18 protein-coding genes are annotated in these 18,793 nt (G+C 66.9%); 8 read left to right on the forward strand and 10 right to left on the reverse strand.

Annotated elements, in window-relative coordinates; translation table 11 throughout:
• Positions 1–56 precede the first annotated feature (56 nt).
• On the forward strand, positions 57–1,190 hold the full coding sequence (locus tag J2753_RS07365; RefSeq protein ID WP_209491296.1) for a DUF373 family protein: 1,134 nt from the start codon (positions 57–59) through the stop codon (positions 1,188–1,190).
• Here the strand turns inward: J2753_RS07365 and J2753_RS07370 are convergent.
• The 6 genes from J2753_RS07370 to J2753_RS07395 all read right to left on the reverse strand — a co-directional run bounded on the left by J2753_RS07370 (position 1,187) and on the right by J2753_RS07395 (position 8,407).
• On the reverse strand, positions 1,187–1,954 hold the full coding sequence (locus J2753_RS07370) for a hypothetical protein (RefSeq protein ID WP_245334541.1): 768 nt from the start codon (positions 1,952–1,954) through the stop codon (positions 1,187–1,189). The genes J2753_RS07365 and J2753_RS07370 overlap by 4 nt on opposite strands.
• Positions 1,955–2,032: 78 nt before the next feature.
• On the reverse strand, positions 2,033–2,884 hold the full coding sequence (locus J2753_RS07375; RefSeq protein WP_345777184.1) for an aldo/keto reductase: 852 nt from the start codon (positions 2,882–2,884) through the stop codon (positions 2,033–2,035).
• A gap of 56 nt (positions 2,885–2,940) precedes the next feature.
• Entirely contained in the window at positions 2,941–4,179 is a 1,239-nt protein-coding gene (locus J2753_RS07380) for a digeranylgeranylglycerophospholipid reductase (protein ID WP_209491297.1), read from the reverse strand.
• Between the two features lie 128 nt (positions 4,180–4,307).
• Positions 4,308–5,672, reverse strand: a complete 1,365-nt coding sequence (locus tag J2753_RS07385) for a S8 family serine peptidase (protein WP_209491298.1) — start codon at positions 5,670–5,672, stop codon at positions 4,308–4,310.
• A 123-nt stretch (positions 5,673–5,795) separates the two neighbouring features.
• Positions 5,796–6,659 (reverse strand): 2-oxoacid:ferredoxin oxidoreductase subunit beta, encoded by an 864-nt coding sequence (locus J2753_RS07390; RefSeq protein WP_209491299.1) that lies wholly within the window; start codon positions 6,657–6,659, stop codon positions 5,796–5,798.
• Positions 6,656–8,407 carry a 2-oxoacid:acceptor oxidoreductase subunit alpha gene (locus J2753_RS07395; RefSeq protein WP_209491300.1) on the reverse strand — a complete coding sequence of 584 codons (1,752 nt, stop codon included), beginning with the start codon at positions 8,405–8,407 and terminating at the stop codon, positions 6,656–6,658. Before J2753_RS07395 ends, J2753_RS07390 begins: the two co-directional genes overlap by 4 nt.
• Before the next feature lie 153 nt (positions 8,408–8,560).
• Here J2753_RS07395 and J2753_RS07400 point away from each other — a divergent pair, with 153 nt between their 5' ends.
• Positions 8,561–9,217 (forward strand): FAD-dependent oxidoreductase, encoded by a 657-nt coding sequence (locus J2753_RS07400; RefSeq protein WP_209491301.1) that lies wholly within the window; start codon positions 8,561–8,563, stop codon positions 9,215–9,217.
• A 353-nt stretch (positions 9,218–9,570) separates the two neighbouring features.
• Positions 9,571–10,149, forward strand: a complete 579-nt coding sequence (locus J2753_RS07405) for a plastocyanin/azurin family copper-binding protein (RefSeq protein WP_209491302.1) — start codon at positions 9,571–9,573, stop codon at positions 10,147–10,149.
• 1 nt (position 10,150) lies between these two features.
• Here the strand turns inward: J2753_RS07405 and J2753_RS07410 are convergent, their stop codons facing one another.
• Together J2753_RS07410 and J2753_RS07415 are read right to left on the reverse strand one after the other, a co-directional pair.
• Complete coding sequence (locus tag J2753_RS07410; protein WP_209491303.1) at positions 10,151–11,206, reverse strand: glycosyltransferase family 4 protein; 1,056 nt, start codon at positions 11,204–11,206, stop codon at positions 10,151–10,153.
• A 238-nt stretch (positions 11,207–11,444) separates the two neighbouring features.
• Entirely contained in the window at positions 11,445–11,708 is a 264-nt protein-coding gene (locus J2753_RS07415) for an MTH865 family protein (protein WP_209491304.1), read from the reverse strand.
• 130 nt (positions 11,709–11,838) lie between these two features.
• Between J2753_RS07415 and J2753_RS07420 the strand changes: the two genes are divergently transcribed.
• Together J2753_RS07420 and J2753_RS07425 are read left to right on the forward strand one after the other, a co-directional pair.
• Complete coding sequence (locus J2753_RS07420; protein WP_209491305.1) at positions 11,839–12,930, forward strand: M42 family metallopeptidase; 1,092 nt, start codon at positions 11,839–11,841, stop codon at positions 12,928–12,930.
• Positions 12,931–13,107: 177 nt separating this feature from the next.
• Positions 13,108–13,239, forward strand: a complete 132-nt coding sequence (locus J2753_RS07425) for a DUF7560 family zinc ribbon protein (protein WP_209491306.1) — start codon at positions 13,108–13,110, stop codon at positions 13,237–13,239.
• Here J2753_RS07425 and J2753_RS07430 read toward each other — a convergent pair whose 3' ends face one another.
• Together J2753_RS07430 and J2753_RS07435 are read right to left on the reverse strand one after the other, a co-directional pair.
• Entirely contained in the window at positions 13,240–13,692 is a 453-nt protein-coding gene (locus tag J2753_RS07430) for a pyridoxamine 5'-phosphate oxidase family protein (protein WP_209491307.1), read from the reverse strand.
• Positions 13,693–13,740: 48 nt separating this feature from the next.
• Positions 13,741–14,370 carry a helix-turn-helix domain-containing protein gene (locus J2753_RS07435; protein WP_209491308.1) on the reverse strand — a complete coding sequence of 210 codons (630 nt, stop codon included), beginning with the start codon at positions 14,368–14,370 and terminating at the stop codon, positions 13,741–13,743.
• A 132-nt stretch (positions 14,371–14,502) separates the two neighbouring features.
• Here J2753_RS07435 and J2753_RS07440 point away from each other — a divergent pair, with 132 nt between their 5' ends.
• The 3 genes from J2753_RS07440 (at position 14,503) to acs (ending at position 18,747) form a co-directional block, all read left to right on the forward strand.
• Positions 14,503–14,871, forward strand: coding sequence for a winged helix-turn-helix domain-containing protein (locus tag J2753_RS07440; RefSeq protein ID WP_209491309.1), 369 nt, complete (start codon positions 14,503–14,505; stop codon positions 14,869–14,871).
• A gap of 114 nt (positions 14,872–14,985) precedes the next feature.
• Positions 14,986–16,686 carry an acyl-CoA mutase large subunit family protein gene (locus J2753_RS07445; protein ID WP_209491310.1) on the forward strand — a complete coding sequence of 567 codons (1,701 nt, stop codon included), beginning with the start codon at positions 14,986–14,988 and terminating at the stop codon, positions 16,684–16,686.
• Positions 16,687–16,758: 72 nt separating this feature from the next.
• Entirely contained in the window at positions 16,759–18,747 is a 1,989-nt protein-coding gene (gene acs / locus J2753_RS07450; RefSeq protein WP_209491311.1) for an acetate--CoA ligase, read from the forward strand.
• Positions 18,748–18,793 lie beyond the last annotated feature (46 nt).

The raw sequence follows: 18,793 nt of genomic DNA on the forward strand, positions 1-18,793 counted from the left end.
CGACCGAACAACGCACTGACCCGAAGCTTAACCTCCCGGGGCCCGTCGCCCTCGCTGTGAGCACGCTGGTCCTCTGTGTGGACCGCTCCAACGACATCGGCGCCAAGTCGGGCGCGGCGATGCCCGTCGCTGGCTGGGAGGCGGTCCGCTCGCTCGTCACCGACGTCGGCCTCGCTGACCCCGAGGACGCGAGCGTCAACTGTCTGCTCGAAGCCCTCCGCGTCGCGCGCGAACTGACAGACGGCGGCGACGACGCCACCGTCGCGGTCGTCTCCGGCGGCGGCGACTCCCGCGTCGGCGCCGACCGCGCCATCGCCCGCCAGATCGACGACCTGATCGAGCGCTACGACCCGGATTCGGCTGTGGTCGTCGTCGACAGCGCCGAAGACGAACGCGTCGTTCCGATTGTGGAGTCCCGCATCGGCGTCGACGGCGTCGACCGCGTGGTCGTCCGGCAGGCCCGCGACCTCGAGTCCACCTACTACCTCCTGAAGCAGTTCCTCGGCGACGAGGAGATGCGCGAGACCGTCCTCGTCCCGCTGGGGGTCGCGCTCCTCGTGTTGCCGGCGCTGGCGATCCAGTTCTCCCTCCAGATCGCGATGGCGGGGTTGGCCTCGCTGCTCGGGGCCGTCTTGCTGTACAAGGGGCTGGCTATCGACGACCGACTGGAGAACACGCCCGAGCAGGTGCGTGAGGCGCTCTACTCCGGGCAGGTGTCGGTCGTCACCTACGCCGTCGCCGTCGGGCTGGCGCTCGTCGGTGCCTTCCTCGGTGGCCTCTCGGCGTCCGCCGCCGCCGAGGAGCCGGTGTTGATCCGGGTCGCGCTGTTTATCTACGACGCCGTGCCGTGGCTGGCGCTGGCAGCGCTGACGGCCTCCGCCGGCCGGCTGATCGACGAGCGCATCCGCGACGAACGGCTCACCTCGCCGGTGTTGAACCTCCCGTTCGGCGTCGTCGCTGTCGGGCTGGTCGTCCGCGGCTTCACGGGCTACTTCCTCGAACGGCAGGCCGGCATCGATCACCTCACGATGTCTCTCTGGACGATGGAGATCACGTTCCAGCCGGGCCAGCGGCTGCTCGCGTTCATCGTCGCCGGCATCGTCGTGTCGCTGATCGGCGTCCGGGTAGCCTCGCGCGTGACCGAAGAACTGCCAGAAGAGACCGTGGAGTCAGAAGCCGAGCAGTCCTAGAACTGGCCGGAACTGCTCGAGCGGCTGGTGTTCTCCTGCTGGGGGCGGATCACGTCGGCGAGCGTGACGACCCCGCCGAGCAGCCAGCCCAGCGGGACGGCGATACCGAACCACATCGCGACGTACGCCGGGCCTTCGAGGGCGAACCGGCTCCGGATGATCTGGTTCAGCCCGCCGACCGTGAGCACGTTGTCGAGGATCCAGATGGCGAGGTTCGTGCTCCCGGTGAGCACGCCCGCGAGCGCCGGCGAGTAGAGCGCGGCGACGACGGGCGGCAGGAACAGCGCAGTCATCGCCGCCGGGTACGCGAGCACGACGCTCGTCGCGCGGCCGCCCCGGCGCGAGAGCACGAACGCCAGCGCCGCGGCGATGGTGGCGACACCGCCGGCGGCGCCGACTGCGATCAGTCCGTCTGTCGAGAACTGGCGGACCCACGCCCCGACGGTGAGCAGGCCCCAGGTGACTGCCGCGAGGCCGACGACGCCGACGATACCGAGTCGGGTGGTCGCGGAGTCGAGTTTGGTCGCGTAGTAGCGGGTCGCGAAGCCAAGCAGGAGAAGCGGGTAGCCGATCACGACCAGCGGAACCCCGAGTGCGGCCCACGCGTAGTAGGCGGCCTTCTGCCCACCCGTCTCGGGCTGCCACCGGCCCAGCACGCTGCCGGCGTTGAGCTGTCTCGGGAACAACAGCTCCATCCACGTCGCGTGGAGGCGCGCGACGTCGATGCGGATGGCGTCGATCAGTCCGGTTCGTTGCCCTTGCATTGGGCGTGCAGAGTAGCCGCGCCGAAGTGAAAGTTGCGGTGCGGAGGGCGGGTGACTACCGCCCGCGTTTCGGCTGGCTTACTGGTTCCACGGGCCGAACTCCGGATCGACCTTTCGGTCGTGTTCGTCGAGTTCGTCGATGGCGTCGAGTTCGCCGTCGTTGAGCTGGAGCGAGAGTGACGCCCAGTTGTCGTGGAGATGCGCTTCGCCCGAGGCCTTCGGGATGGCGGTGACGCCGCGCTCGCGGAGCCACGCCAGACTCACCCGTGCCTCGCTGACGGTGTGGTCGCCGGCGATGTCGCTGAGCACCTCGTGGCCGAACACGTCGCCGCGGGCCAGCGGCGAGTACGCGACCGGCTCGATGCCGTGCTCCTCGGTCGCCTCGCGGACGGCGTCCTGCTGGAGCAGCGGGTGACACTCGAACTGGTGGGCGAAGATGTCGTGGTCGGCGTGGTCGACGGCGGCCTCGATCTGTTCGGGTTCGAAGTTGGAGATGCCGATGCGGTCGGTGACGCCCTCCTCGACCAGTTCGTCGAACGCGCGGAACGTCTCGACGGGATCGTACGCCTCGGCCGGCCAGTGGACGTACAGCAGGTCCACCTTCTCGACGCCGAGGTCGTCGACGGCGTCGTGTGCCTGCTCGATAGCGTCCTCGTAGCCGAGGTCGGATTTCCAGATCTTGGTCGCGAGGAAGACATCCTCGCGGTCAACGCTGCTGCGCTTGATGCCGTCGCCGACCAGATGTTCGTTCCCGTAGCCGCGCGCGGTGTCGATGTGGCGGTAACCCATCCCGAGGGCGGTTTCGACAGCTTCGGGCGTGACCTCCTCGTCGGTTAGCTGCCACGTCCCCATCCCGAGCATCGGCATCCCGCTCGCCCGTGGACAGTCGTTGGCCGTCGCGACCTCATCGCCGGTAGGCTTCTCGCTCATGTCCCAGCGGAGGTCCGCGCAAGGAAAAGTCGTTGTGGCCCCGGCCCGGGTGGGCCCTACCGCGAGTCGGCGAACCGCTCGCGAGCGAACTTCGCGAGCAGCGGCACGTCGGTCAGCCGCAGCAGCTTTCGCATCGCGCCGAGGTTGCCAGCGTTGACCTTCGCCAGCGTGTCCTCATCGGTCTCGTTCAGATCGGCCATCAGCTTGTCGTACCGGGAGTTGGGCGCCAGATACAGCAGTTCCGTCATCAGCAGGCGCTCGCGGGCCCGCGGGGCGACCTCGCTGTGCCAGAGTTTGTTGTACACCGCCATCGCCGACGCCGAGGTGTCGGGGTCCTCGGGGGTGAGACAGCGGTCCGCGGTCGTCGCCGCCGCGCGGCCCGACTGCATCCCCTTGTGGATCCCCTCGCCCCAGAGCGGGTCGATGGTGGGGACGGTGTCGCCGATGGCCATGAAGTTGTCAGTGCTGAGTTCGCCCGGCGTCTGGATGTGGGCCGAGCCACGGTGGACCTTCCCCGCCAGCCGTTCGGCGTTCTCGAAGCGCGGGTCCGAGTCGAGCCAGTACTGGAGGTAGTCGTCGATCCCCATCCCCTCTTTGGCGTGGCGCTGGTGGCTCTCGTTCTGGATGTAGCAGATCCCCACCTTCGCCTCGTCGCCGCCGGTGTGGAAGATCCACGAGTAGCCGCCGGGCGCGAGGTCGTGGTCGAGGCGGAGCATCATCGAGTCGGTCAGGTCGGCGTAGTCGGGGTGGTCGATCTCCACGCCTTCCATCTCGTACTCGACGCCGATGGCCTGCTTTTCGCGTTTGAGTTCGCTGACGCCCAGATCCTTCGCCAGCGGCGCCGCGGGGCCGGTGGCGTCGACGAGGATCTCGCCGTACACCTCCTCGTCGCCGTTGTAGCGCACGCCGACGGGCTTGCCGTCCTCGGTGATGGGTCGGGAGACGCGGGCATCGAACCAGACCTCGGCGCCCTTCTCGCGGGCGTCGGCGACGAGCCACTGTTTGAACTCGGCGAACTCAAGGACGGCGCCGGGTTGGTTCTGGACGTAGTGGTCGCTGGGCGACTCGAGCACCACGTCGTCAGTGTAGTTCATCACCACGTCGTCGGGGACGCCGAAGGCGGCCATCATCGACGGGAACGTGCCGGCGGTCGATTTGTTGCTCTGACGCGGGAACTCGTCCTCCGACTCCAGTTCGAGGAGGACGACGTCGTAGCCTCGCTGGGCGAGGTCACGGGCACACTGTGCGCCCGCAGGTCCCGCCCCCGCGACGACCACGTCAAAACGGTCGGACATGAACACACGAAGCGCGGTGTGCGTAATGAGTGTTGCTAACTCCGGAGTGGAGCCCGCGAGTCAGTGCCGCAGTCCGGGGATTTCCGTCGGATCGTGGGGGTCGGAACCCCCGCATCGACCGCCCCTGCTCAGAGTGCGTCGACGACGTTCAGGTAGCCCGATCCGTAGTACGCCTTCTCCTCCCCCTCGGGCAGTTCGGCGGCGCCTTCGAGCGCTGAACGGAGCTGATTCGCGCTGTAGCCAGGGTTCGCGCTCTTGACCAGTGCGGCGGCGCCGGCGACGTTGGGGGCAGCCATCGAGGTGCCGAGCGCGTAGAAGTACGCTCGATAGATTCCGGCGATGTCCGACTTGTTAGCCGGGTCGTCTTCGCCGTCGCCGTCCTCATCCACCGGGAGGAGGTCCCCACCGGCGTTCACGAAGAACGACCCCGTGCTCAGCACGTAGTCGGCCGTCGACGACCCTTCGCCGAGGTTGCCACCCGGCGCCGCGAGATCGATCGCGTTCGTGCCGTAGTTGGTGTAGGAGGCGGGTGTCTCCGGGGGGGCATCGGCGCCGCGGCCGGGAACGAACCCCAGTGGCCCGGTCGCCGCGATGGACATCACGCCCGCGGCTTCGTTCGGGAGGCTGATGAGGCCGCTGTCGTGTTGGAGGTCCGCGCCGTCGTTGCCCGCCGAGACGACGAGCAGCGTCCCCTCCTTGCGTGCGTACGTCGTTGCCTTGTTGATGAACCCGCCGTAGAAGCTCCCCAGCCCCTGCCGAGAGATGGGGTAGGCGCCGATGGAGAGGTTCGCCACGTCACAGTCGGTGCGGACGGCCTCCATGATCGCCGCCACGAGGATCGAGAACGCGCCGTTCGTTCCCCCGAAGTCCGAGAACACCCGGAAGTCGACCAGTTCGGTTCCGGGTGCGGTGCCGGCGACGCCCTCGCTCCCGGCCGTCTCGGCGCCGACAATGCCGGCGACGTGGGTCCCGTGGTAGCCGCCACCCGGGACGCCTGCGGGGAGATCGTCGCCAGTGAAGTTCCGTGAGAGGTCGGTGTTGACCTTGAGGTCCGGATGGCCGGCATCGACGCCCGAGTCGATGATCGCCACACGAGTGCCTTCACCTTTCGTCGTCTCGTGGGCCGTGGAGATGTCGAGATCCTGCTTGTCCCACTGGAGGGGGTACAGTTCGTCGTCGTTCGCGTCGCCCTCGTACTCAGCCCTGTCGACCGGTTCAGAGAACTCCAGTTCGATGTCCGGCGCGAACGACTGCACGGCCGTCGACTGCTCGAGTTCTGACTCACTGCCCCGAACCACCGCGTAGCCGATCTCTGGGAGGTCGTACAGCACCTCCGCGTCGAGTGATTGCTTCCCGTTTCGCTTCACGATGAACCGCTCTGTCGACTCCGCGGCGACGACGCTGCTCCCGAACGCCGAGAGCCCCAGCGTCGCGGCGGAGAGTTTCGCGAACTGTCGCCGTCCGACTGCCGACTCCTGAGTTCCGTCTGTCATAGCGAGTATCTCACACGATGTGAGCTACCGAGTGACAATCGGGGAGGCAGTTAAGCGTTAGTAAACGAAAAACAACGAAACGAACCGGGAAAGAAAGCGCCTATCGGTCGCGGCGCGGCGGCCTCAGTAGAACTCGCGGACCAGGTCCGTCGCGTCCTCGGGGGCGCCGTCCGGAATCTCGGTCATGTTCTCGGTGACGCCGTGGGACTCGTGGTAGGGGACGGAGTCCTCGTCCTGGTAGAGGATGCCCTGATACTCCGCGTCGGCGTCCATGATGCGGTCCTTGGCCTCGTCGAAGTCGTTCGGGTCGTGGTCGGTTTCGGCGAGGTCCGTGAGGTTGTCGCGGAAGTAGTCGTACGTGTCCGTGTCGTTGAACGTGACACACGGCGAGAACACGTTGACGAAGCCGAACCCGTCGTGCTCGATGGCCTTCTGGACCAGTTCGGCGTGGCGCTGGGCGTCGGAGGCAAAGGACTGGGCGATGAACGTCCCGCCTGCCGAGAGCGCGAGCGCGAGGGGGTTGACCGGCGGCTGCTTCGGCCCTTCGGGCGTCGTCGCCGTCTCGAAGTCCTCGCGCGAGGTCGGCGAGGCCTGCCCCTTGGTGAGGCCGTAGATGCGGTTGTCCATCACGATGTAGGACATGTCCACGTTCCGGCGCACCGCGTGGATGAAGTGGCCCGAACCGATGGAGTAGCCGTCGCCGTCGCCACCCGCGACCATCACTTCGAGGTCGGGGTTGGCCATCTTCACGCCCGTGCCGACGGGCAGCGCCCGGCCGTGGACGCCGTGGAGCGCGTAGCTGTGCATGTACGTCCCGATCTTGCCCGAACAGCCGATGCCGGCGACGACGAACGTGTTGTCGGGGTCGTTGCCCGTGTTCGCCAGCGCCTTCATCATGCCGTTCATCGTCCCGAAGTCGCCACAGCCGGGACACCAGGTGGGCTGCTTGTCAGATTTGAAGTCGATGAATCGAACGTCGCTGCTCATTGGAGCACCTCCGTGATCTCCGCGGCGAGTTCGTCCGCCTTGAACCCGACGCCGTTGTACTTGTTCACTCGATCCACGCGCTCGAGCGTGTCGTGCTCCAGCACGTCCGCGAACTGTCCGGTCGCGTTACACTCGACGACGACGACCTGTTCGGCCTGTTCGAACGCCTCCGAGAGGTCCGGCCGCGGGAACAGGTACGGCACCGAGAGGAACCGGAAGTCGGGGGCGTCCTCGCCCATCAGATCCATCGCCTCGCTGATGGTGCCCTCGTTCGAGCCCCACGAGACGACGAGGTTGTCGGCGTCGGGGTTGCCGAACTCGCGCGGGCTCCAGTCCTCACGCTCCTTTGCGGTCTCGACTTTCCGCTCGCGCTTGTGGACCTGTTCGACGCGGATCTCCGTGTCCTCGGTACGGCGCCCGAGTTCGTTGTGCTCGAGCCCCGTGGACATGTGCGCGCCGTCGGTCGTCCCCGGGAGTGCGCGCGGGCTGACGCCGTCCTCGGTGGCGGCGTGGGCGCGGAAGTGGCCCTCGTCGTCGAGCCACTCGTCGACCTCGTCCTCGTCGACGATCTTCCCGCGGTCGATATCGACCTCGTCCATGTCGAAGGCCTCGGGCGGGAACGTCTGCTCGGTGACCGCCATCTCGAGGTCCGAGACCAGGTAGACGGGCGTCTGGTACTTCTCGGCGTAGTTGAACGCCTCGACGGTCTTCCAGAAACACTCCGCGATGGTGGTCGGCGCGATCACGAACCGCGGGATCTCGCCGTGGCCGCCGAACAGCGTCATGTTGAGGTCCCCCTGCTCCTGCTTGGTCGGCATCCCCGTCGAGGGACCCGAGCGCATCACGTCACAGATGACCAGCGGCGTCTCGCTTTGGGCCACGAGGCCGAACGTCTCGGCCATCAGGTCGATCCCGGGGCCGGAGGTGGCGGTCATCGACCGTGCGCCAGCGCGGGCCGCACCCAGCGCCATGTTGATCGCCGAGAGTTCGTCCTCGGCCTGCACGACGTGGCCCCCGTAGCGTTCGAGGCGGCCGGTGAGATACTCCATCACGTCGGTCGCCGGGGTGATGGGGTAGCCCGAGTAGAACCGACAGCCGGCGGCGATGGCGCCCATCCCGATGGCCTCGTCGCCGTTGATCAGGACGTAGTTCTCGTCGGTGGTTTCGAGTTCGTACTCGAACTCCGTGGTCTCGGCCTCGTAGCTCTCGCGAACGAACTCGGCGCCGAGATCCGCGGCGGTTTTGTTGTTTTCGACAATCGACTCGCCCTTGTCGCTGAAGCGCTTCTCCAGCGAGGAGCCCAGATGCTCGATGGGGAAGTCGGTGACCTCGCAGGCGGCCCCCAGCGCGACGATGTTGCGCATGATGGCGCCGCCGGCGTCCTCCGCCAGCGACTTGAGGGGGACGTCCATCCCGACCATCCCGTCGGGAATCTCGAGGTCCTGCATCGATGTCCGCTCGCCGTCGTAGATGATCACCGACCCCTCGTGGAGTTCGTCGATGTTCTCGTCGACGGTGCGCTGGGTCAGCGCGATCAGGACGTCGAGACGGTCGACCGTACTCTCGACCGGGTCAATGGCGGTCCGCACTTTGTACGCCGTGTACCCGCCGCGGATACGTGAGGCGAAGTCCTTTGACGTGAACACGTGCCGACCAGCCCGGGAGAGTGCTCTCGCAAAGATCTTCCCGGTCGAGTTGATGCCATCGCCGGCCTCGCCGCCGATGGCCCAGTTGAAGTCCGCGGGCATGCTGCGATTGATTTCCCGCGGCCAGTCCAAAAGCCTTCTGAAGCGTGTCACCACCCATCAGGTTTTGGCCGGTTCCTCCGGGGGAGAACCGACCGTTCGTGGCACCGTCGCCGGAGACGCAAACGGCTTGAGTCCCCCCGGCGAAGCCGCAGTATGGACGCTACCGACGTCGCGGTCGTCGACCGAGGATCGGTCGGGCCGGACACGTTCACGCTCACGTTCGATACGCCCGCGGCGTTCGAGGGACGCGCCGGCCAGTTCGTCCGCCTCTCGGCGGAGGTCGACGGCGAGAGCCACGCTCGCTTCTACACGCTCTCCTCGCCCGACACCGAGGACACCTTCGAGGTTACCGCCGAGGTCCACGAGGAGGGTGGCCCCTTCAGCGCCTACCTCGCGGATCTCTCAGTGGGCGACGAACTCACGATGGCCGGCCCCTACGGCGAGGACTACTACGAGGGCGAGGACCGCGCGGTCGTGCTCGCGGGCGGACCGGGCATCGGCGCCGCCGTCGCCATCGCGGAGGCAGCCAAGGCAAACGACGCCGAGGCCGCGGTGGTCTACAGCTACGACGGGGAGCCGGCTCACACCGCGCGCCTCGACACGCTCGAGGCCGCCGGCGCCGACGTGGCGCTGCTGGGCGACGACGCCGACGCTGACGCGTTCCACGCCGCCGTCGACGACGTGCTCACCGGCGCCGAGGCTGAGGGCGTCTTCGTCTACGGCTTTGCGGACTTCGTAGATCTGGCTACCGAGGCTATCGAGGCCGCTGGCGGCGACGTGGATGGGGCGAAAGTCGAGAGTTTTGGGTAAGCCAGCGACGGCTCGTGACCTGCCGCCGGCTCCATCCGGCGGCTACGGAGACTGTGCCGTCGCTGTGTAACACCAGCCACGGCGCGTGACCTGCCGCCGGCTCCGTCCGGCGGCTACGGAGACTGTGCCGTCGCTGTGTAACACCAGCCACGGCTCGTGACCTGCCGCCGGCTCCGTCCGGCGGCTACGGAGACTGTGCCGTCGCTGTGTAACACCAGCCACGGCGCGTGACCAGCGAGCGGCTGCTGTCGCTCGCTCGGAAGCCATGCCGTGGCTGTGTAGAGCCATCCCCACCGGACTGAGTTCGGAACCGAACCAAAGTATTCACTATCGGGCGTCTACAAGCCGGGTGTATGGAGAACGACGACGCCCTTTCTCGCCGCTCGTTCCTGCGTGTCGGCACCGCTGGCGCCGCCGCGACGACGGCGGTCGGGACCGCCGCGGCACAGGAAGGTACCGAGACCGGAACCGACAGCGCCGGGAGCGGCCCGACCGAAACGGTGACCGTCGGGCCGGGCGGGAGTCTGGTGTTCGAGCCCGACGATCTCACCATCGAGACGGGGACGACGGTGAACTTCGTCTGGGACAGCAACATGCACAACGTCGTGCCTCGGAGCCAGCCGGAGGACGCAAACTGGGAAGGTGAGGGCGAACCGGGCACGACGTTCGACGCCGGCCACGAGTACTCCCACACGTTCGAGGTGCCCGGCACCTACGACTACGTCTGTACGCCCCACGAGTCCGCGGGGATGACTGGCAGTATCGAGGTCGTGGAAGAGCTGTCGACGCCCGAGCCCACCGGCCCGGCGGTGCCCGACAGCGCGAAGACCCTCGGCGTCGGTGCCGCGTTCGCGATGGTCGCGACGCTGCTGATCGCCTTCTTCTTCCTGAAGTTCGGCGGCGACAGCCCCGGTCACGAGACCGAGGAGTAGCTCAGAGCAGTCCGCCGCCCCGGATCTCCTTGTAGCAGTCCAGATACGTCTCGAGCACCGCGCGGTGGTCGTACGCGTCGAAGGAGTCGTCGTACTCGCGGTGCGGGACGTTCCTGGCTTGGGTGATCGCGTCGGCCATCTCCTCCGGGCTGGTGACCCGGCGCCCGCGGTCGACGCCCTCGACCAGTTCGTGCGCGCTCGAGTTCGCCTGATACTCGACGACGCTGAGACAGCCACACGCGAGCGCGCGGAGCAGTTCGGTGGCGAACGGCTCGACGCTCGCGGTCTGGGCGAACACGTGTGCCCCTTTGTAGATGCTGACGCGCTCGGGCTCGGAAAGCGCGCCGGTGAAGGTGATCCGGTCGTCGATGCGGAGGTCCTGGGCAGCCGTCTCGACTGCCTCACGCTCGGGGCCGTCGCCGACGATGGCCGCTGACCAGTCACGCTGCCGGCGTTCGGCCAGCGCGAGCAGCAGCGTGCCGACGTTGGCGTGTTCGTCCAGCCGGCGGGTGTACACCACGTCGAAGCGGTCGTCGACCGGCGCCTCCCGGATCATCTCCACGTCGATGCTCTCGGGGATCACCCGGACAGAGCCCTCGTCGGCGCCGCACTCGCGAACGCGCGTGCGGATCAACTCCGAGGGCGTCGTCACGAGGTCGGCGCCGGCCGCGGCCCGGGCCTCGCTCCCCGGCTCGCCCGCGCCGTCGCCGAACCAGTCGACGAGTACGGGCGTCCGGAGCACGGTCCCGGCCTTCTCGGCGACGGCGACGTGCCGCGGGATCGAGTCGACCGCGTGGATCACGTCGGCGCCCGTGCGCCAGAGCGCGGCCGGGAGCTTCACACTGAACGCCCCCGCGGCGGGCTCACGGGTCACGCGCCGGTACTCGATCCCCTCGTGTTCGAACGTGGGAACGGCGTCGCCGCCCCACCACTGCGCGCAGAGATAGGTTACGTCGTGGCCCCGTTCGGCCAGCAGTCGGGCAGTTCGACGCGCTCGCTCCAACCCCCGCCGGTCGCCGTGGTGGGCGGTCCCCATGGAGACGAACGCGATGTGCACGAACTGAAGTTGCTCCCTGCGGGGTAAAAACTGCCCCGACTCAGTCCGCTCGCCCGGTCGTTCGCGACCGGTACCTAAGTAAGGGACGAGCGGCTACAGCCGACAATGGCAGACTCTCCCACCGAAGAAGATCAACGGTACGCCAAGCAACTGTTCGCCCTCATCGTGTTCTGGCTCGTGCTGGTGCTGGGTGCCGGCGTACTGATGGTCTATTTCCTGTAGAAATGGCCCGTGGCGGCTACAGCATCCCTTCCGCTTCGAGCCCCGCCATCACGTCGTCGGCCAGCGACTCCACGTCGCTGTAGGGGAACTCCTGCTGCCCGCCGAGCTTCGCCGCGAGCTCCATCGCGGTAAAGGAGACGTCGCCGGCCTCGAAACGCGTGCTCGGCCCCTCGGGGAGCGCGGGCACGAGATCCATCTGGCTGTCGACCGGGAAGTCGGCGCCGTCGAACGCTTCGGTAAGCTGTGCGCGGAGTTCGCGTTTGGTTTCGTCGGTAGCCATACCCCCCAATGTCGCCGAACGCCGGATAAGCGTTTCCGAAACGGGGCAGAACCGGCCGGCGGTTCCCCGAGAACCCCGACCAGTTGACCGGAACCGCCCCGCTTTAGACGATAGGTGCGGAGCTACGGCCATGGCGTTCGATTTCGACTTCGACCTGCTGCGAGACCTGACCGAGACCAGCGGCGTCCCGGGCTACGAGGACCGCGTGCGCGACCTCGCGCGCGAGGAACTGGAAGCCAACACCGACCGCGTCCGGACCGACGCGATGGGCAACGTCGTCGGCACGGTGGAGGGCGACTCGGAGTACTCCGTCGCCGTCGCGGCCCACATGGACGAGATCGGGTTCATGGTCAAGCACATCACGGACGACGGCTTCCTCAAGATCGACGCGCTCGGCGGCTGGGACGCGCGCGTGCTGCGCGCCCAGCGCGTCGTCGTCCACGGCGAGGAGGACATCACCGGCGTCTTCGGCTCCGTCCCGCCCCACACGCTGGACGAGGAGCCGGACGGCGAGGAGGAGGTCGGCGACCGCGTCGTCGACCTCGGCCGGGACGCCGAGACAGTCGAGGAGCTCGTCAGCGTCGGCGACATCGTCACGATGGAGCAGTCGACGGTGAAGATGGGCGACTCGGTCACGGGCAAGGCGCTCGACGACCGCGTCTGCCTGTTCGCGATGCTCGAGGCCGCCCGCGAGATCGAGAACCCCGACGTGACGATCCACTTCTGTGCGACCGTCCAGGAGGAAGTCGGCCTCCGCGGCGCCACCGCGCTGGGCAGCGCGGGACGGGCTCGCGCTGGCTCCCGGACGCAGTCCGGGAACGTCGACATCGATCCGGACCTCGCGGTCGCGCTGGACGTGACCATCGCGAGCGACATCCCGGGCGTCAGCGAGGACAAGCACGTCACCAAGCTGGGCGAGGGGACGGCGATCAAACTGAAGGACAGCTCCGTGATCACGACGCCGAAGGTCCACAAGCGCCTCACGTCCGTCGCCGAGGACGAGGGTATCGACCACCAGCTAGAGGTGCTCCCCTCCGGTGGCACCGACACGGCTGGCTTCCAGAACACCAACGGCGCCACGCCCGTCGGCGCCATCTCGATCCCGACGCGCTACCTCCACACCGTCACCGAGACGGCCAACGGCGACGACATCCGGTCGACCATCGACCTGCTGACGGCGTTCCTCGAGAGCGAGGACGGCGAGCACGACTACTCGTTATAACCGACCACGGCGAGACCGGTCGTCGACGACGCCATGTCGACGACCCGGAGCCTATGCCGCGGTCGTGTACAACCGCCCCGTTCCTACCGCGCGGGAACCGCCGATACCGATTCACGAGTGGAAACCCCTTTCTCTACCAGGGGCGAACCCCTGCTAGATCCAACGAGTGACCGACTGATGAAAGAGCACGAGTTCGTCTGTCAGGACTGTGGCCAGCAGATCGAGGTGAACGAGCCGGTACAGCAGGCCATCCTCGAGAACGGCTGCCCGGTCTGCTCGGCGCCCGCCTCCCCCGACGATTTCTCGTAGCTACTCGCGCTCGACTTCGGTCCGGCGTCCGGTCAGTTGGGTGGTCTCGAACTCGTAGAGCCGGATATCCAGATCATCCTTCGGTTCGCCCCAGATCTCGAACAGCGGGCGCTTTGCCCGGCCGTACTGCTCGATCTGTTCGACCGAGAGCGACTCCGGATCGATCTCGTGGAGCGTCCCGCCGGCGACGACGCTGCGGTAGCTCTCCTCCTGTTCCCCGTCGTAGACGACGAACCGCGCGGTGGTGTCGGGTTTCAGGAACCGGCGCTTCTCGCTTTCGGGCGTCGAGACGAGCCGGAAGTAGAACGCTTGCCGCTCGGGGTCATAGCCGTACGAGACCGGCGCGGCGTAGGGGTCGTCGTCCTCGGCGAGTGAGAGCACTCCCGTCTCCTTCTCACCGAGAAACGCGTTCGTCTCCTCCCGCGTCATCTCGGTCTCTCGGGCGAGTGGCATCGTACTCCGACCCAACGGAGCTTCGGGCTAAGCCGTTACGGTTGGCTGCTACCCTTCGTCGAACACGTCGGCGAACAGTTTGCGCTGGGCAGCAACGAGATGCTCGGTGAACGTCGACCGCGAAATCCCCAGCTCCTCGGCGAGTTCGGTGGCGTTCGCCCCTTTCGGCCGCTCGAAGTAGCCCTCGCGGTAGGCGGCCCGCAGCACCTCCAGCTGTCGGTCGGTCAGCTTCCCGCGGTTGACGAACCGGCGGTCGTCCGGGCTCCCCGATAGCGGCGGCTGGAGTAGCTGTTTCACGTCGGCGGAGGGGAACTCCTCACGGAGCGTCGCCATCACCTCCTGGAGCCGTTCGAACGACTCCGCGTGGAAGACGAGCGTCAGGTCCCCCGGCTCCGCGACGTACCGATGGATCGGACAGCCGAACGAACCGAGACACGAACAGGGGCACTCGCCGGCGTGCTCGACGCGGTAGACGTCGGTATCGCCGTAGGAGAACACCGGTTCGGCGTCGACGCCATCGGCGGGGCTGTCCAGCAGGAACTCCGTGACCGGCCGGTCGTTGGCCGAGACGCTCGTGGCGACGCTCTCGACGGCGGCGTCGGCGGCGACTGCAGAACGGGCGACCGGGCAACCTGTGGGCGCCGCAAACGCCACCGTCGCCCGGATGCCGGAGGCCATGTCGGGTGGGAATGCGGTTGGCCCGAACTTCAGTGCCGTGGTCCCGCTGAGGCGGCGTCGCCGACCGGCCGTATAAACCCCCCACAGTATGCGTGCTCTACGCTTGTGGGGTATCACCCGCTATGGTAGATCATGAGCCAAGCCGTCTCGACCGTGGAGAACCGGTCCACAGACAGTCCCGCCGAGGAGGTGCTTCACACTGAGAGCGAGATCTCCGAGATGCTCGCCGCGCTGGACGACCCCGACTGCCGGTCCGTACTGGAGGCGACTGGGGAGGACTCGCTGTCGGCCAAGGAGATCGTCGAGCGCTGTGAGATCCCCTCCTCGACGGCCTACCGGAAGATCGAACAGCTGATCGATGTCGGCCTGCTCCGGGAACAGATTCGGGTGCGAAGCTCCGGGAACCACACCCGCGAGTACCGCCGCAGCGTCGATCACGTCGGCCTGTCGCTCGGTGACGACGGCTCCGAACTTCGCGTCGTCCGTCGGCCGGACGCGTAGTCCTCGACCCGTATTCGATATCGCGGTCAGTAGTTTATTTGCTCGATACCCCCGCTTACCTTGCCACCCCAAGAGCCGAACCCTTCATGGTCGTTCCGGTGATACTGATCGGGCATGTACGACGACGAGGATCTCGCGGCGATACGTGAGTCCCGCGAGGGGTGGGAAGCGGAGACACTCGACCCGACCCTCGACGCCTACGGCGAACGGAAGGATCGCTTCGCGACCGTTTCGAACCTCGAGATCGACCGGCTGTACGACCCCAGCGACGTGGAGGACCTGGATTACGAGGAGGACTTGGGCAACCCCGGAGAGTTCCCCTACACCAGGGGTCCGTACCCGACGATGTACCGCGGCCGGACGTGGACGATGCGGCAGTTCGCCGGCTTTGGCTCCGCAGAGGACACCAACGAACGCTTCCACTACCTGATCGAGGAGGGTCAGACGGGGCTCTCGACGGCGTTCGACATGCCCTCGCTGATGGGGCTGGACTCCGACGACCCGATGGCGCTGGGCGAGGTCGGGCGGGAGGGCGTCGCCGTCGACACGCTACGGGACATGGAGATCCTCTTCGACGGCATCGACATCGGCGAGGTGTCGACGTCGTTCACGATCAACCCGTCCGCGTCGGTGATCTACGCGATGTATCTCGCGCTGGCCGACCAGCAGGATGTCCCCCGTGAGGAGGTGCGCGGGACCCTCCAGAACGACATGCTCAAGGAGTTCATCGCCCAGAAGGAGTGGGTGATCCCCCCGGAGCCGTCGCTCGATATCGTCACCGACACCATCGAGTTCGCCGCCGAGGAGACGCCGAAGTTCAGCCCGGTCTCCATCTCGGGCTACCACATCCGCGAGGCCGGGTCGACGGCGGTGCAGGAACTCGCCTTCACGCTCGCAGACGGGTTCGCGTACGTCGAGGACGCGATGGACCGGGGCCTCGACATCGACGAGTTCGCGCCACAGCTGAGTTTCTTCTTCAACTCCCACAACTCCATCTTCGAGGAGGTGGCGAAGTTCCGGGCCGCACGGCGCATCTACGCCCGCGTGATGGACGAGTGGTACGACGCCGAGGCCGAGGAGTCAAAACAGCTGAAGTTCCACACCCAGACCGCCGGCCAGTCGCTGACGGCTCAGCAGCCCCTGAACAACATCGTTCGGGTGACGATTCAAGCGCTCGCGGGCGTGTTCGGCGGCACGCAGAGCCTCCACACCAACTCCTACGACGAGGCGCTGGCGCTGCCCAGCGAGGAAGCGGTCCGGGTCGCGCTGCGCACCCAGCAGATCATCGCCGAGGAGTCCGGCGCCGCCGACAGCGTCGACCCCCTCGCCGGGTCGTTCATGGTCGAGAGCCTTACCGACGAGGTGGAGGAGGAGGCCATGGAGTATATCGAGACGATCAAAGAGATGGGCGACGGCTCGGTCCGGGACGGCGTGCTCACGGGGATCGAGGAGGGCTTCTTCCACCGGGAGATCCAGGAGTCCTCCTACGAGTATCAGGAGCGCGTCGAGGACGATGAGGAGGTGGTCGTCGGCGTCAACAAGTACGTCTCCGAGGAAGACACTTCGCCCGAAGTGCTTCACGTCGACGAGGAGGTCGCCGAACACCAGCGTGAGCGCCTCGCGGCCGTGAAGGAGGAGCGCGACGACGACGCTGTCGAGGCGGCGCTCGACGACCTGCGTGAGGCCGTCGAGGCCGGTGAGAACCTGATGCCCCACGTGATCACTGCCGTGAAGGCCTACGCGTCGATGGGCGAGATCATGGACGTGTTCGAGGCCGAACACGGCGGCTACCGCGAGAAAGTCGGGCTGGCCTGATCGGTCGTCGTCCCCTGGGTCGGTTTCTCGGAGATGGGTTTATATCCGCGCCGGCACACGGTTGCTGTGACTATGTCGGATGATGACACGGAACTCGAGGCGCGACTCGAAGCACAGGACAGCTTCGAGCCTCCCGAGGCGTTCGTCGAGCAAGCGAACGTCGCCGACCCGGGGATCTACGACGAGTTCGCGGCGAACTGGCCGGACTGTTGGGACCAAGCCGCCGAGATGCTCGACTGGAACACCGAGTACGACCAGACGTTCGACGGCTCGAACCCACCCTTTTTCGAGTGGTTCACCGGCGGGGAACTCAACGCCTCCGCGAACTGCGTCGACCGCCATCTCGAGGCGCGTGCCGACGAGGTAGCGATCGAGTGGATCGGCGAGCCAACCGAGGAGGCCAACCGCACCTACACGTACGAACAGCTCCACCGCGAGGTAAACGAGGCCGCCGCAGCACTCCGCGAGATGGGCGTCGGCGAGGACGACGTGGTCACGCTCTACATGCCGATGATCCCGGAACTCGCGATTGCGATGCTTGCGTGTGCCCGCATCGGTGCCCCCCACTCGGTCGTGTTCGCGGGGTTCTCCGCGGACGCCCTTGCAACGCGGATGAACGCCGCTGATTCAGAGTACCTCATCACCTGCGACGGCTACTACCGCCGGGGCGACCCGCTTGACCACCTCTCGAAGGCTAACGAGGGTCTCGACGGCGTCGAGCACGACACCGAGACGGTCGTCGTCGAACGCCTGCCCGAAGAGGACTCGTTCGGCCACGATCTCCGGGAGAATCAGCGCCTCTGGGTCGATGCTGTCCACGCCCAAAAGGGCGTGACCGTCGAACCGGTCGCTCGGGACGCCGAGGACATGCTGTTTCTCATGTACACCTCCGGGACGACGGGGGAGCCGAAGGGCGTAAAACACACGACCGGCGGCTATCTCGCGTGGTCCGCGTGGACCTCGCATTCAGTATTGGACATCAAACCCGAGGACACCTACTTCTGCAGCGCCGATATCGGCTGGATCACCGGACACTCCTACATCGTCTACGGCCCGCTCGCACTCGGGACGACGACGATGATGTACGAGGGCACGCCCGATTACCCCGAGCGGGACCGCCTCTGGGAGATCGTCGAGGAGTACGAGGCCACGCAGCTCTACACCGCGCCCACGGCAATTCGCGCGTTCATGAAGTGGGGCACGGAGTACCCCGACCGGCACGACCTTTCGAGCCTGCGCCTGCTCGGGACCGTGGGCGAGCCGATCAATCCGCGGGCGTGGAAGTGGTACTACAAACACATCGGCGACGAGTCCTGCCCGGTCGTCGACACCTGGTGGCAGACCGAGACCGGTGGGCAGATGATCACCACGCTCCCGGGAATCAACGAAATGAAGCCCGGCTCCGCGGGGCCGCCGATCCCGGGCATCGACGCCGAGATTCTCGACACGAACGGGGAGCAGGTCAAGCCCGGCCGTGCCGGCTACCTCACCATCCAGAAACCGTGGCCCGGGATGCTCCGAACCTTGTACAAGAACGACGAGCGGTTCGTCGACGAGTACTGGCGGGAGTATTCGGATACGGACAGCGACGACTGGCGCGACTGGACCTACTTCCCCGAAGACGGCGCGAAGATCGACGAGGACGGCTACATCACCGTGCTCGGCCGCGTCGACGACGTACTGAACGTTTCGGGCCACCGGCTTGGAACCATGGAGATCGAGTCGGCCATCGTCGGCGTCGAAGGCGTCGCCGAAGCGGCGGTCGTCGGTGGCGACCACGACGTGAAAGGTGAAGCCGTCTACGCCTACGTCATCACCGAGGACGGCTACGAGGAGAACGAGGAACTCCGGCAAGCGATCATCGCGGGCGTCGAGAACGCTATCGGGCCCATCGCGCGGCCCGAGCAGGTGATCTTCACGCCCGAACTGCCCAAAACGCGCTCGGGCAAGATCATGCGCCGCCTGCTCGAGGACATCGCCAACGGCGAGGACCTCGGCGACACCTCCACCCTGCGTAACCCCGACGTGGTGGCGTCGATCAAGGCACAGGTCGAACATTGACATCCTCCCGCGCCTGAAGACGCGGGAATCCCACGGTACCGCACCG

The organism is Halolamina salifodinae (assembly GCF_017874235.1).
GTDB lineage: Archaea > Halobacteriota > Halobacteria > Halobacteriales > Haloferacaceae > Halolamina > Halolamina salifodinae.